This is a genomic window from Xanthomonas sp. (assembly GCF_017163755.1).
Lineage (GTDB): Bacteria > Pseudomonadota > Gammaproteobacteria > Xanthomonadales > Xanthomonadaceae > Xanthomonas_A.
On the sequence record NZ_JAFIWC010000026.1, the window covers coordinates 61798 to 76052 of the forward strand.

9 protein-coding genes are annotated in these 14255 nt (G+C 68.2%); 3 read left to right on the plus strand and 6 right to left on the minus strand.

Features of this window, described 5'->3' with window-relative positions; translation table 11 throughout:
- The first annotated feature begins 112 nt into the window (after nucleotides 1–112).
- Nucleotides 113–583, plus strand: a complete 471-nt coding sequence (rlmH, locus tag JR065_RS16890; RefSeq protein WP_206235476.1) for a 23S rRNA (pseudouridine(1915)-N(3))-methyltransferase RlmH — start codon at nucleotides 113–115, stop codon at nucleotides 581–583.
- Nucleotides 584–811: 228 nt separating this feature from the next.
- Here the strand turns inward: rlmH and JR065_RS16895 are convergent, their stop codons facing one another.
- The 6 genes from JR065_RS16895 to JR065_RS16920 all read right to left on the minus strand — a co-directional run bounded on the left by JR065_RS16895 (nucleotide 812) and on the right by JR065_RS16920 (nucleotide 11948).
- Entirely contained in the window at nucleotides 812–3670 is a 2859-nt protein-coding gene (locus JR065_RS16895) for a TonB-dependent receptor (RefSeq protein ID WP_429001881.1), read from the minus strand.
- A 180-nt stretch (nucleotides 3671–3850) separates the two neighbouring features.
- Nucleotides 3851–4510: an energy transducer TonB gene (locus JR065_RS16900; protein ID WP_206235478.1), complete on the minus strand. Its 660-nt coding sequence runs from the start codon at nucleotides 4508–4510 to the stop codon at nucleotides 3851–3853.
- 164 nt (nucleotides 4511–4674) lie between these two features.
- Nucleotides 4675–6240, minus strand: a complete 1566-nt coding sequence (locus JR065_RS16905; protein ID WP_206235479.1) for a tetratricopeptide repeat-containing sulfotransferase family protein — start codon at nucleotides 6238–6240, stop codon at nucleotides 4675–4677.
- A complete protein-coding gene (locus JR065_RS16910) occupies nucleotides 6237–7811 on the minus strand; it encodes a tetratricopeptide repeat-containing sulfotransferase family protein (RefSeq protein ID WP_206235481.1) in 1575 nt (524 codons plus the stop codon). The genes JR065_RS16905 and JR065_RS16910 overlap by 4 nt, the downstream gene beginning before the upstream one ends.
- A 115-nt stretch (nucleotides 7812–7926) precedes the next feature.
- Nucleotides 7927–10956, minus strand: a complete 3030-nt coding sequence (locus JR065_RS16915; RefSeq protein WP_206235482.1) for a TonB-dependent receptor — start codon at nucleotides 10954–10956, stop codon at nucleotides 7927–7929.
- 251 nt (nucleotides 10957–11207) lie between these two features.
- On the minus strand, nucleotides 11208–11948 hold the full coding sequence (locus tag JR065_RS16920) for an SIMPL domain-containing protein (RefSeq protein WP_206235484.1): 741 nt from the start codon (nucleotides 11946–11948) through the stop codon (nucleotides 11208–11210).
- A gap of 132 nt (nucleotides 11949–12080) precedes the next feature.
- On the opposite strand from JR065_RS16920, the gene JR065_RS16925 reads away from it, so the two are divergent.
- Nucleotides 12081–12647: a Maf family nucleotide pyrophosphatase gene (locus JR065_RS16925; RefSeq protein ID WP_206235485.1), complete on the plus strand. Its 567-nt coding sequence runs from the start codon at nucleotides 12081–12083 to the stop codon at nucleotides 12645–12647.
- Nucleotides 12647–14134: a ribonuclease G gene (rng, locus tag JR065_RS16930; protein ID WP_206235486.1), complete on the plus strand. Its 1488-nt coding sequence runs from the start codon at nucleotides 12647–12649 to the stop codon at nucleotides 14132–14134. The genes JR065_RS16925 and rng overlap by 1 nt, the downstream gene beginning before the upstream one ends.
- The last annotated feature ends 121 nt before the right edge of the window (nucleotides 14135–14255 follow it).

Here is a 14255-nt window from a genome sequence, read left to right on the forward strand (position 1 = left end):
GGGCCGTCTAACGCGCGTGTGACACCGGGGTAGACATCTTTCGCCGGACACGCGCGCGCCTGCGGACCGCCGCCGCGATCGCCGCCGCGGCGCGCGCGGCTATCATGTGCGCATGAAATGCCGACTCATCGCCACCGGCGAACGCGCGCCCGCGTGGGTGGCGCAGGGTTTTGCCGAGTACCAGAAACGCCTGTCGCATTGGCTGCCGCTGGAGCTGGTCGAGATCGAGCCGGGCCTGCGCGGCAAGGGCCGCGACGCGCAGCGCGCGATCGACGACGAAGGCCGCCGCGTGCTCGCCGCGCTGCCGAAGAACGCGCTGGTGGTGGCGCTGGACGTGCCCGGCAGGCAGCACAGTTCCGAGCAGCTCGCGCAGCGCATGGAGCACTGGCGCGGCCAGGGCCGCGACCTGGCGCTGCTGATCGGCGGCCCCGAAGGCCACAGCGCCGACGTGCTGGCCGCGGCCAGCGAATCCTGGTCGCTGGGCCCGCTGACCTTGCCGCACATGCTGGTGCGCCTGGTGGTGGCCGAGCAGCTGTACCGCGCCGCGGCGATGCTGGCCAATCATCCCTACCATCGCGCCTGATGGCCTGAGCCGCCATGGCGCGGCGCAGCCTTCCGGCGGCGGCGCGCCGTTCACAGCTCCGGTGACAGGCCGGTCTGCACGAACGATCGCGGTTTGCATGCGGCATGCATGAAGAAGCGGTGCGCGTCCTCGCCAACAGGCATGCGCGGCGTTGAATCCGCAGCCTCGGCGCCTAAGAAAGAAGCCCGGGCTTGCGCCCGGGCTTCGCGTGCATCTACGCGCGATCCATCAGTTGAAGGTGTACTTCGCGCCGAGCGTGAAGTAGCGGCCCACCGCGCCGCTGTAGTGCAGCGGGTTGTAGTTGACGCCGCCATAGGTGGCCGGATCCAGCGGCGCGACCCGGTCGAACACGTTCTGCACCGAGGCGAACACTTCCAGCGAATCGGTTGCCTTCCAGTTGCCGGACAGATCGAACGTGGTGAACGAGGCGATCTTGCAGCCGCCGGGTGCCGGGCTGCCGTCGGCGTAGAAGTTCAGGCAGTCCTCTTCCGGCGTGCCGCCGTCTTCGGCGAAGTTGTCCATGCTGCTGACGTAGTTGACGATGCCACTGAGCGTCCACGGGCCGTAGTCCCAGGTCGCGCCGAAGTTGACGCGGTCCTTCGGCGTGCCGATGCAATTGGTCACGTCGCAATTGCCGTGCGTGCCGGCGTACTCGTGGGTGGTATCGCCCTCGGTACGCTCGAACTTCTTGATGTGGCTCCACTGCAGGTCGAGCCGCAGGCTGCCGGCGGTGCCCAGGTCGAACGTCTGCCGGATGTCGGTATCGATGCCTTCCACCTCGGAGGAGTTGGCGTTGACGTATGCGGTATCGATGGACAGGATGCTGCCGGTGCCGGGGACGCCGTTGAGCAGATCGGTATCGCGCAACACGTTGCCGTTGGCGATCGCGTCTGCGGTGCTGCCCTGGGCGATCTCGTTGGTGCGCTTGATGCGCCACGCATCCACGGTGATGGACGTGGTGTCGGTCGGCTGCAGGACGATGCCAAGGGTGTAGCTCTTGGATTCTTCCGGCTTCAGATCCGGGTTGGGCCTAGTGATGATCGCCACCGGCTGCAGGCCGCAGTCGTCCTGCGTGCCGCCCGGCGCGGGGGTGCCGTTCGGGCAGCGCACGGGATCGAGCGCGCTGGAGAACGCGGCCAGGCCACCGTCGCCTGCCTCGGCCGGGTTCGGCGCGCGGAAGCCTTCGGCATAAGTGCCGCGCAAGGCCAGCCAGTTCACCGGGGTCCACTTGAAGCCGGCTTTCGGCTTGGTGGCGCTTTCGCCGCTTTCGTACTTGTCGTAGCGAACCGCGCCGGACAGTTCCAGCGACTCGAGCACCGGCGCGGACAACTCGGCATAGCCGGCGTAGACGTTCTGGGTACCGTCGTAGGCCGAATAGCCCAGGCCGATGATGTCGCCGACGTCGGTGTACGTCTGCGGGCTGAGCGTGTTGGACGTACGCCGCCATTCCGCGCCCAGCGCCAGGCCCAGCGGGCCGCCCGCAAGGTCGAGCAACGAACGGTTGGTCTTGAAGTCGAACATGTCCAGGCTGCTCTTGGCGCGAGCGCTGATCTGCGGCGAGATCGCGTCGTATACCGACTGCGGGGTTTCTCCGGCGTTTTCGCCGATGCGCCATACGCCAAATGAGCAAGCCGGATCAGACAGCGCGCATTGCACCGCGCTGTAGCGCAGGAAGCCGATACGCTTATTGATCAGGTCGGTGGAGGAGTGCAGGTAGGCGGTGTCGTAGTCCCATGCGCCCCAAGTGCCCTTGACCCCGGCCAGGAAGCGGATGAATTCGTTGCTGTTATTGGTCACGCGCGGGCCGACATCGTAGGCGTTGTAGCGCAGGCGCACGTCTTCGCCGTAGGGGTTGTCCGCATGCCCGGCACCGAGCACTACGGCGCCTGGGCCGCTGTTGGCATTGACCGGTCCGCCGGGGTAGCCCCAGGCGCCGGAGACGTTGGACGGCGTGTTGGTGAAGGTGGTCTCCTTCTTCGAATATCCCATCTCGACGTAGGCTTCGGCGCTGTCGGAGATGGCGAAGGTGGCACGGCTGAACACGTTGGCGTATTTCTCCTCCGGGCTCAGGTCGCGGTAATCGCCCTGGTCCCAAAGGCAGCCGCCGCCCGGATCCTGCGGCGTTACGCTGGAGAGCTGCTCGCATCCGGGCAGCGACACCAGCAACCCGGTGGTGGGGTCGAACACGCTGCCGGCCGGCGAATTGCCGCCGCCGGAGCCGCCACCGGTAATCGCGCCACCGAGGAACTGGCTGCCGCCGACGCTGTAGCCCCAGCGACGCAGGTCGCCGGTACCGATCCACTTGCGGTCGCGGCGGTCGCTGACCTTGATCGCGTCGGTCTTGCTGACGTCCAGGCTGAAGAAGGCGTTCCAGCCATCGCTGGCGAGGTCGCCGGTGCCCGCGGTCAATGTAGCCTTGCGCTGATCGCCGTCGCTGTCGCCGGACATGCCGTACGAACCGCGCAGGATCACGCCGTTGAAGTCCTGGCGCAGGATGATGTTGACCACGCCGGCGATCGCGTCCGAACCGTAGATCGCCGAAGCGCCGTCCTTGAGGACTTCCACGCGCTCGACCGCATCGAGCGGGATCGTGCTGAGGTCGGTGAACACCTTCTGGCCATCGTCGGCCAGGCCGTAGGTGGCCATGCGCCGGCCGTTCAACAGCACCAGCGTGGAGCCGGCGCCCAGGCCGCGCAGCGAGATACCCGCGCCGCCACCGGCGAAGCCGTTGCCGAAGGTCTTGGGAATGGAGCCGGAACCGTCGGAGGTCAGCGTCTGCAGGTATTCGGCCACCGTGGTCTTGCCGGTGCGGTCGATTTCCTGGCGTGTGACGACCTGGACCGGCGAAGGGGTCTCGGTGTCCGTACGCGGAATATTGGAGCCGGTGACGGTGATGCGGTCGAGATCGGTCGCCACTTCCTGGGCGATTGCCGGAGACGCGGCCGCGATCAGCAACATGGCGCCGGGAAGCATGGCCAGAGCGGGACGACGCAGCGCATCGGCGATGGAAACGCAAAGAAGACCACGGCGGGTTGCACGCCGTGCAGCGACGATGTTCACAGTTTCTCTCCTAACTGGGAAACGCAGAATTTTTTGACGCCGCCGTAAGGTCGGCTGCGCACATCTACGTTCATCAGCCATGAACGAATCGTGAAAAATTCATCGCGAACGATGCTGCCCAGGCACCGTCCACAACGCTGCCGCGATGCTGAAAAGCAGGCCCGTCAGGCGCTCGCGGCGGATGACGAGCCCGCTTGCCCTAGCCGTTCAACGATCCAGCGAAAAATCCACCGGAACCAGCCCGTACGCCTGAATGGGCACGCCCTGTTGCAGCGCAGGGTGGAATCGCCAGCGCTTCAATACCTGCGCGCGTGCGGCCTGGTCGAGCACGCGCGATCCGCTGCTCTTTTCGATGTCGACCTGTTGCGGTACGCCATCGATACCGACCAGCACGCGCAGCAGCACCGTGCCCTGGATGCCCTCGCGCAATGCGTCGCGCGGGTAGGTCGGCGCGGGCGCCTGCAGGTAACGCAACTGCACGCCGAGGGGCGAAGCCGAAGGCGGGATTGTGGGCGTGGCGATATCGGCGTCGGGTGCGGGCATGTCGACCGACGCGGCCGGTTCGCTCGGTACCGGCGCAGCCACTTCAGGTGCCGTCGTGGCGACGGGATGCCGTGGCAGCGGCGCGCTGGGCGTGGACCGGGGACGCTCGACGGGCAGCGCCGGCGGCCGCGGCGGGACCGGCACCACGGTCGGTATCTCCCACCGCGGCGCCTCCTGCACGGTCGGTGGCGGGCGCAGCGGGATGTGCGATAGCGGCACCAGCAACAGCAACAAGGCCAGCAGATGCAGGCCGATGGCGGTGCTCAGCGCCAGGATGCGCGGGACGTCGATGCGAAACGGAACGGCAAGCTGCGTGCGAACCATGATCCACCTCCAGTTGGGAACTGCGGAAGGAACAACGCACCGGCGCGGCGATCGGGGTCGACACGCTCGCTGGGATAATGCGCGCTTGCCGGTTGCAGGGAAAGCGCCTGCCGCGCATGCGCCCGGCGCCGGCGGGCAGGCGGCGCGGCCATTGGCGCGGCGCGTCAGTCGCGCAAGGCCTGGACCAGCGGCTGCAGCTGCTGCGCGTACGGCCGCCACTTCGCCAGCGCCGGCGCGCGCAGCGGCGCGCGCACCTGCACCGCGCTGGCGGTGACCACGCTGCGCTTGCGCAGATGCAGCTGGTGCAGCGACGGCGGCGAGGACAGGCCGCAGAACGCGCTGACCTCGCCCATCACGGCGTCCGGTTGTTCGAGCAGGCGCGCATAGGACACGTCCAGGATGCGTCCGGGCAGGGTCTGGTGCCAATGCCGCATCAGGCGGCGATAGCCGTTGTGGAACTGGGCCAGTTCGTGCAGGTCGTAGCTGTACGGGTTCGCCTCGGAGAACAGCTCGCGCAGGTTCGAAAAGCAGGTCTCGACCGGGTCGCGCACCATGTGCAGGATCTTGGCCTGCGGCAATGCGCTCGCGATCAGTCCCGCGTTGAGGAAGTTGGACGGCAGCTTGTCGGTGAAGAACGGTTCGTCCTGCAGCCGCCAGCGCAGGCCGTGCAGATAGTGCCGGCCCGCGTCGGCCAGGTCGGCGCCGGCCGCGCGCTGGATCACCGTGGCATCCACCACGCCGCGGCAGTGATGGTCGGTGGCCTGGCGCATCGCGCTGGTGAAGTCGTACAGCTCTCCGATGCCGCGCACCTCGGGCGAGGCGTCCAGCATCTGCTCCAGCAAGGTGGTGCCGGACCGATGCATGCCGACGATGAAGATCGGCGTCGGGCCCGGGCCGCCTTGCGGCACGTCGCCGCGGCCGGCCGGCCGCGCCTGCATCAACGCCTCGAACAGCGCGGCCGATTCCTGCGCGCTGTAGCGCAGGGTCGAGCGCTTGGCGCGGCAGCCTTGCATCAATGCGTCCCATGCGCCGGCGTGTTCGCCCAGATCGTCCAGTTCCTTGTGCAGCGCGAAGCCGAGCAGGGCGAGTTCGGCCGGCGTGCGCCCCTGGCGCCGCAACTGCGCGCGGATCGCATCGACGTGATGCGAGGCGTGCGTCTGCGTGCCGAGGAACGCCTGCAGCCAATAGCCCTGGGCGATCTCCGGCGCCCGCGCCAGCGCGCGGCTCAGGTCCTGCGCAGCGTCGTCGAACCGGCCCAGGTAGATCAGTACCTGGGCGCGCGCCAGCAAGGTGGGCGGGTAGTCCGGATCGGCGCGCCGCGCCTCGTCCAGGAACACGATCGCGCGCTCGGGAAGATTCACATAGGTCAGCTGCGAGGCGAGGGTCAGCAGCAGCGGGATCGGGATGCGCTGCAGGGGAAGCAGGCGCTGGACGCACTCCAGCAGCGCCGGCACCTCGTTGAAGGTGCGCAGCCGCGGAATGAGTTCCGCCAGCACCTGGGGCGAGGTCGGATGCGCGGCATTGGCGCGCAACGCGTACTGCCTGCCGGCGCGGTACCGCCCGGTCAACGAGTGCAGGTAGGACAGCTGCAGCAGCACGTGCGCATCGTCCGGCCGCTGCTGCAGCGCGCGCTGGTAGGTCTCGATGGCCTCGTGCAGTTGTTGCCGGCCGGCCTGGGCTTCGGCTTGCGCCAGCAGGCGCGAGTAGTCCTGGTCGGTCGAGGCGCTCATGCCGGCGCGCCTTCGAGCAGCTGCCGCAGCGGTTCCAGCGGCTGGGCGTAGCGGCGCCATGCGCCGACGTTGCCGGCGTGGACCGGCTTCCTGACCTGGGCGCTGCTGGCGGTGGCTACCGGCGATGCGTTGCGGGTGACATCGCCCAGGCCTTGCGCTGCGGGCAGGCCGATGAAGTCGAGCAAGGCCGCGAGCGTGGCGTCGGTGGCGCCGACCAGCGATTCGTATTCGACCACGCGCACGGAGGCAGGCGCGTGCGCGGCCCAGAACCGCATCCACCGGTTGGCCAGGGCCACCTGCGCGGCGAGATCGGCGAAATCGTAGCTGTAGGGGTAGGCGCCGCCCTGGAACAGTTCCTTCAGATTGGAAAACGCCGCATCCATCGGCGCGCGGGTCACGCAGACGATCCTGGCGTGGGGCAGCGCGCGCAGGATCAACGGGAGGTTGAACAGGTTCTGCGGATTCTTGTCGATCGCGAACGCGGTGGCCGAGGCGAGCCGTCGCAGCCGTTGCAGGTAATGGTGGCCGACCCGGCGATGGTCGATGTGCGCCAGCGTCTGGAGGTCCGCCTCGTGTTCCAGCCCGCCGAAGAAGCGGTCGAGGGTCTCGCTGACCGCGGCGTTGAAGTCGTTGCGTTCGCCGGCGCTGCTGACCCAGCCGTGGTTGCCGAGCATGCGGTCGAGCAGGGTGGTGCCGGTGCGCGGCAGGCCCAGGATGAAGATCGGGCACGGTTGGGGAGGGCGCTCGTCCGCCGGGGGGCGAACGTCCGGCGGTGCGTCGCGCATGGCTATGGCGATGCGCGCATGCGCGGCGGACGCGTCCAAGCGCAGCCGGCCACGCATGCCGGCCGCACCGTGCGCCAGCGCGGCCCACGCCGCCTCGGTCTGCCCGGCGGCGTCGAGTTCGTGGAACAGCGCGTAGTCCAGCTGCGTGCGTTCGATGCTGTCGGCCGGGTGATGGCGCATGCTCTGGCCAATACGCGCCACCCGCGCCTGCGTGTCGCGGCCGGGGGACTGCTTGGCGAGCGCCCAATGCGCATCGGCCAGGTTCGGGTCGTGTCGCAGGCAGCGTTCGTAGCCGTCCGCCGCCTCGTCCACGCGCCCCAGGTACTGCAGCACATCGGCGCGCGTGAGCAGCAGCAAGGGGTGCGCCGGGACGCGTGCGGCCACCGCATCCAGGAAACGCAGCGCGTCGTGGTAGCGGCCGGCCAGCCACAGGTGCTGGGCCAGCGCCGGCGACTGGCGCAGTATGTCCGGATCCGCCCAGTCCGCGGACAGCGCCACCGACGCGACTTCGGCATCCTCGGCGAAGTCGAGCAGGCGACGGGTCACGAATGCGAGGTGGCGGGTGCTGCGTTCCAGGCGGGCGGCATCGGCCGCTTGCAGGGCAAGCTGCCGCGCCGTGCGGTAGTGGTTCTTCGCCTGGGCGAAGCGGGACATGCGCAGCAACGCCGGGATATGCCGGTCGTTGCGCGCCAGCAGCGCGGCGTAGTGCCGCTCGGCCAGCGCCATGTCGCCGGCGGCTTCTGCCTGCCGGCCGAGATTCCACTGTTCGTCCAAGGAGGTGTGCATGCGCGCTTCGGTCGGGTGGGGGCGGTGGCGAACAGGCAGTGTGCGGAAATCGCCGCCGGAAAAAAATGGCCGCCTCGCGGCGGCCATTTGGTGGAACGTCGTTCGGCGCGGCGGCTCAGAAATCGTACTGGACCATGAAACGCGCGCTGCGCGGCGCCTGGGTGCTGCGCCACAGGCCGTAGGTGGCCAGCGGCGCGCCGGTGGTGCCGTCCTCGGCGACCTCGGACACGGCGGTGACCTTCTGGTTGTTGAACACGTTGAACACGTCCACCTTGAACTGCCAGCCCTTGGCCCAGTTCGGCGCGTAGGCGACGTTGAGATCCAGCGCGTTGGTCCACGGCAGGCGCCCGGCGGTCCCGCGCGGCACCGCGACCGAGGGGCCGTTGACGCCGCCGTCGGCGGTGGTGCCGCAACGGAAAAACGAGGAGCCGTACGGATGGATGTCGTCGTGGTAGGGGTACAGCACGCCCAGGCAGTTCTTCGGGCGGCCCGACTGCACGACCAGGTTGGCGCCGATCGACAGCTCGTCGGTCAGCTGGTAGTTGCCGAACACCTTCAGCGCGTGACGCCGATCGTTGGGCAGGTAGCCGTACGAATCGACCATCAGTTCCTTGTAGTCGAAGTCCTGGGTGACGCTGGTGTCGCCCTGGCCGATGTCGGATTTCACCCCGCCTTCGGTATTGCCCTTGTTCCAGGCGATCGTCCACGAGGCCTGGAAGAAGAACTTCTCCCAGCTGCCGTCCCAGAACAGCTCCAGCGCCTTGTAGGTGCGCTTGGCCTTGGGCGAGAGCAGGTCGGCGGCGATCGTGTACTCGGTCAGCGTGCCGTTGCCCTCGATGTCGGTCAGGAACACCGAGTCCTCGCCGGGATTGAACATGCGGCAGTACGGGAAGCCGCTGTTCGGCAGCACCGGGTCGAAGCCGTCCTCCACCGCCTGGTTGTAGATCGGCGTGTAGTCGCAGTTGTCGTCGATCGCCGCCTTGAGCTTGCGGTAGATGCCGCGCGCGCCGATGGACTGGTGGTCGGTGAGCTGGCTCTGGAAGCCGAGGATGTACTCGTCCTGGTACATCGGATCCAGGTTGGTCGCGGCGATGGTCTGCGGCGTCTTCGGTTCGCCGAACTCGCCGTTGATGTACTGCAGGCCGCCGACGGGGGTGAGCCCGGTCGGCGCGCCGGTGACCGGGTCCACGCCGGTGAAGCGGTAGTTCTGCCGGGTGTACAGCGAGGCGCTGGCGCCGCGTACCGCGACGCTGGGCGTGAGCGGCAGCGCGTAGCGGCCGGCGTTGCCGTAGATCTTCAGGCTGGAGTCGCCGTTGGCGTCCCAGGAGAAGCCCAGGCGCGGGCCGAATTGCTTGTCGATCTTGACGTAGGTCTGGCCTTCGCCGTTGAGGTTCTCGAAGGTGTCCCAGCGCGCGCCGACGTAGGCCAGGAAGTTGTCGGTGATCTTCCAGCTGTCCTCGACGTAGAACGCCCACTGCTTCAGCTTGGCGGTGGTGCCCTGGTTGACGATCTGCTCGCGCACCAGGTCGAACTCGTCGCCGGTCTCGGCCGCGCCGTCGGGGCCGTTGTTGGTCGAGTAGCGCCACAGGCGGCCGCCCTCGATCGACTGGCCGGCCACCGACTCGTAGTCGTCGCGGTCGTAGCCGAAACGGATCAGGTGGTCGCCGAGCACCCATTCGGCATCGACGCGGAACTGGTCGCGGGTGTCCTTGGAGTCGCGGCGGTCGATGGAGTCGTTGGTGATGTTGCAGTTGGAGACGATCTGGCCGCCGGTGATGATCCGCCGGTAGCCGGGGCGCACGTCGACCACGCGCGGGCAGCCGGTGGCCGGGGTGTTCAGGTCGCCGCCGTATTCGACCGACAGCCCATTGACGGTCTTCAGGTGGGTCTCGCGGGAGAACTCGCCATGGCCGTACAGCGCCGACAGGGTGAAGGTGTCGGTGAAGTAGCCGGTGTACTTGCCGATGTAGTTCTCGCCGCCGTTCTCGAGGTACTTGGTGCCGATAAACGCGCCGGTGTCCGGATTCTTGGTCGCGGTGACGGTCTTGGTGGTGTCGCTGAACGCAGTGAATTCCAGCTTGTTGCTGTCGTTGATGTTCCAGTCCATCTTCAACAGCCAGATCGGATCGTTCTTGATCTCCTCATCGCCCGGGAGGTCGCCGAACGGCGTGCCGGCCAGGCCGTTCTCGGTCTTGCCGTAGGACACGATGCCGTAGGCGAACAGCCGGTCCTGGATCAGCGCGCCGGAGGCCCATGCCGACGTCACCCACTGGTTGGTGTCGACGTCAGAGTTGTCCTGGGCGAGCTTGCCGTTCTGCGCGCTGTCCAGTGGGTTGTTGTAGTAGTAGCTCTCGGTTTCGGCCATCAGCGAGCGCGGCGAATAGAACACGTTGCCGCCGGCATGGAAGTCGTTGGTGCCGCGCTTGGTGATCTGGTTGACCACCCCGCCGGTGGAGCGGCCGAACTCGGCGCCGTAGCCGCCGGTCTTGATCTGCTGCTCGGCGATCGCCTCGAACGGGATCTTGGCGAAATTGAGGTTGCGGAAGGTGTTGGTGACGTTGAAGCCGTTGACGTAGTACTGGTTCTCGGCCACCGACGAGCCGCCGAACGAGGCCAGGTTGCCGAAGGCGGTGTCGCCGCGGACCGTGCCCGGGGCCAGCAGCGCCACCGACGTGGTGTCGCGCGCGACCGGGATCTTGTTGATCTGCTCGGCGGTCAGGATGGTGTTGGATTCGACCGAGGACACGTCGATCGGGTTGACCGCGGTGTTGCCGCGCACCTGCACCGTATCCAGGGTCGCGGCCGAGCTCGAGGCCGAAGCGGCGGTGAAGTTCACCGGGGTGCCGGTGCCGACGCTGACGTTGACTCCCTCGCGAACCACGCGCGTGCCGTCGCTGCCTTCCAGGGTCACCGTGTAGGTGCCGTTGGGGACGGCCGAGAAGCGGTAGGTGCCGTCGTTGCCCACGCTGATCGAGCGGGAAAAGCCGGTGGCCGCGTTCTGCACCTGGATGGTGGAGCCCGAGGCGGCCTGGCCAAAGATGGCGCCGGCGGTATTGGACTGGGCGAAGGCGACGGTCGACACGCACAGGCCGAGGGCGATGCTGAGGGTACTGCGCTGCAGCGCGCGTTTGGCGCGGTTATTCATTGCCACGATTTCTCTCTCCTGAAATCTGGTGAACCACGGGTGTCAAGGCCAGGAAGTCATGGTGGCCTAGTCGGTTCAGACTGTAATCAGGTTTCGCGCGAGAGTCACGAAAAATTAACGCAGCCGTAACTGCGTGGCCCCAAGCGGCGCGCGGCGTTGGTCATTTCCCCAGCGTTCTATCTAGCACAGATTTTGTGCGGCGCAAAAAAAAGCCCCTCGAAGGAGGGGCTCGGCGAGCGTCGCCGCCGGACTTACTTGCCCAGTTCGAACACCACGTCCAGGTTCACCGACACCGTGGTCTCGCCCGGCGCCACCGGGGTCTCGGCCTGCGCCTTGTCCATCGCCATCGCGCGCATCATCGGCATCGGCGGCGCGCCGCCACCGCCGCCTTCGGAGATGCTGACGATGCGGCGCACGCGCAGGCCCAGCGACCTGGCGTAGGTCTGCGCGCGCGCCTGCGCCTTCTTCAGCGCCTCCAGCCGCGCCTGGTCGTACAGCGGCTCGGGTTCGTCGATCTCGAAGGAGGGGCCGTTGATCTGGTTGGCGCCCTGCGCGGCCAGGGCGTCGAGCACCTTGCCCAGGCGGGCGATGTCGCGCACCTTCAGGCTGACGGTGTTGCTGGCCTGGTAGCCGGTGATCTGCGGCGCCTGGTTGTCGGCGTACTTGTACTGCGGGTTGAGGTTCACGCCGCTGGTCTGGATGTCCTTGTCGGCGATGCCGGCACCGCGGATCGCGCCCATCAGCTTGGTCATCTGCTCGGCGTTCTGGCGCATCGCCGCGTTGCCGTCCGCGGCCTGGGTCACCACGCCGGCCGACAGCGTCGCCACGTCCGGGGTGCGCCGCGCCTCGGCCTGGGCGGCGATGCTGAGCAGGGTGCCGTCGCTCGGCACGGCGTAGCCCGGGGTGGCGGTCTGGGCATGGGCGGACATCGTGCCTCCTAGGGCGAGGGTCAGGGCCAGCAGCAGGGGACGCAGGGAAAGGGGTCGATGCATGAATGTTCTCCTTGAACGTGAGGGCGAGGGTGTTGCCGGGACGATGAACGAGTTGTGAGTCCGTCCGGGGTTGCCGGCGCGGTGCCGCGCTTGGCGATCGTTCAGTCAGCCGCCGCAGGTTATCCTTCGTCGATGCTGTATCTCGCTTCCCGTTCCCCCCGCAGAAACGAACTGCTGACGCGCCTGGGCGCACCGTTCCGGATCCTCGACCTGGAGGTACCGGAAGTGCGCGCGGCCGACGAATCGGCCGAAGCCTACGTGCGCCGCGTGGCCATGGACAAGGCCCGCGCCGGACTGGCCCGGCTCGGCGCCGAGCCGGGCGCGGTCGTGCTCGGCGCCGACACCGAGGTGGTGCTCGACGACCGCGTGTTCGGCAAGCCGGCCAACGCCGACGACGCGGCGGCGATGCTGACCTCGCTGGCCGGGCGCCGGCACCAGGCGCTCACCGCGGTGGCGGTGGTCGCGGCCGGGCGCGAGGAGCTGATCCTGGTCGCCACCGACGTCACCTTCGCGCCGCTGTCGGCGCAGGAGATCGCCGCCTACGTGGCCAGCGGCGAGCCGATGGGCCGCGCCGGCGCCTACGCCATCCAGGGCGGCGCGGAGCGTTTCGTCAGCCGCCTGGACGGCAGCTATTCCGGGGTGATGGGCCTGCCTCTGTACCAGACTTCCCAACTGCTGCGCGCCTTCGGAGTGCTTTGATGTCGCAAGAGATCCTGGTCAACGTCACACCGCGCGAGACCCGGGTGGCCGTCATCGAGAACGGCATGCTGCAGGAGCTGCACATCGAGCGCGGCTGGCGCCGCGGGGTGGTCGGCAACATCTACAAGGGACGGGTGCAGCGGGTGATGCCGGGCATGCAGGCCGCGTTCGTCGAGGTGGGGCTGGAGCGCGCCGCGTTCCTGCACGCCAACGACGTGGTGCGGCCGGCGCCGGTGGCCAACGGCGACACCGACGACACCGCGCTGCCGGTGGCCTCGGCGGTGCCGATCGTGGAACTGCTGCGCGACGGCCAGGACATCGTGGTGCAGGTGGTCAAGGACCCGATCGGCAGCAAGGGCGCGCGGCTGACCACGCAGATCAGCATCCCGTCGCGCTACCTGGTGCTGCTGCCGCAGTCGCGGGTGATCGGGGTGTCGGCGCGGATCGAGGACGAGGCCGAACGGCTGCGCCTGAAGACCCTGGTCGCCGACCTGGCCGCCAGCCATGGCGGCTTCGGCTACATCATCCGCACCAACGCCGAGGGCCAGCCGGCCGAGGCGCTGGCCGAGGACATCGCCTACCTGTCGCGGGTGTGGAACGTGGTCGAGCGGCGCGGGCGCGAAGGCGCGCCGGCCAGCATCATCTACGAGGACCTGAGCCTGCCGCTGCGCGCGGTGCGCGACCTGATCCGCAAGGACGTGGAGAAGGTCAAGGTCGATTCGCACGAGACCTTCGAGCGCCTGCAGGCGTTCGTCGCCAAGTACATGCCGGTGCTGGCCGAACGCCTGGAGCTGTACACCGGCGACCGCCCGATCTTCGACCTGTACGGCGTGGAGGACGAGATCGCCCGCGCGCTGGACAAGCAGGTGCCGCTGAAGTCCGGCGGCTACCTGGTGATCGACCAGACCGAGGCGATGACCACGATCGACGTCAACACCGGCTCGTTCCTCGGCCAGCGCAACCTCGAAGAGACGGTGTTCCGCACCAATCTGGAGGCGGCGCAGGCGGTGGCGCGGCAGCTGCGGCTGCGCAACCTGGGCGGCATCATCATCATCGACTTCATCGACATGAGCGATGCCGAGCATCGCCGCCAGGTGCTGCGCACGCTGGAAAAGGCGCTGTCGCGCGACCACGCCAAGACCACGGTGTACGAGTTCTCGCCGCTGGGGCTGGTGGAGATGACCCGCAAGCGCACCGTCGAGAGCCTGGAACGGCAGCTGTCCGAGCCGTGCCCGGAATGCGGCGGGCGCGGCTCGATCAAGACCGCCGAGACCGTCACCTACGAGATTTTCCGCGAGATCACCCGCGCCGTGCGTCAGTTCGACGCGGCGCGGCTGCTGGTGATCGCTTCCACCAAGGTGGTGGCGCGGATCACCGACGAGGAATCCTCGGCGGTGGCCGAACTGGAGGAATTCCTCGGCAAGACCATCCGCTTCCAGGCCGACGAGCAATACCTGCAGGAGCAGTTCGACGTGGTGTTGCTGTGATGAAGCGGGGACCGGGGACCGGGGACCGGGGACCGGGGGGCGCAACCGCTGCTCTGGGTTTCGTGCGCTCTCGGTGTGTGCGAGCGCAACGACCGCCGCTTTTCCCGGGTCCCCGGTCCCC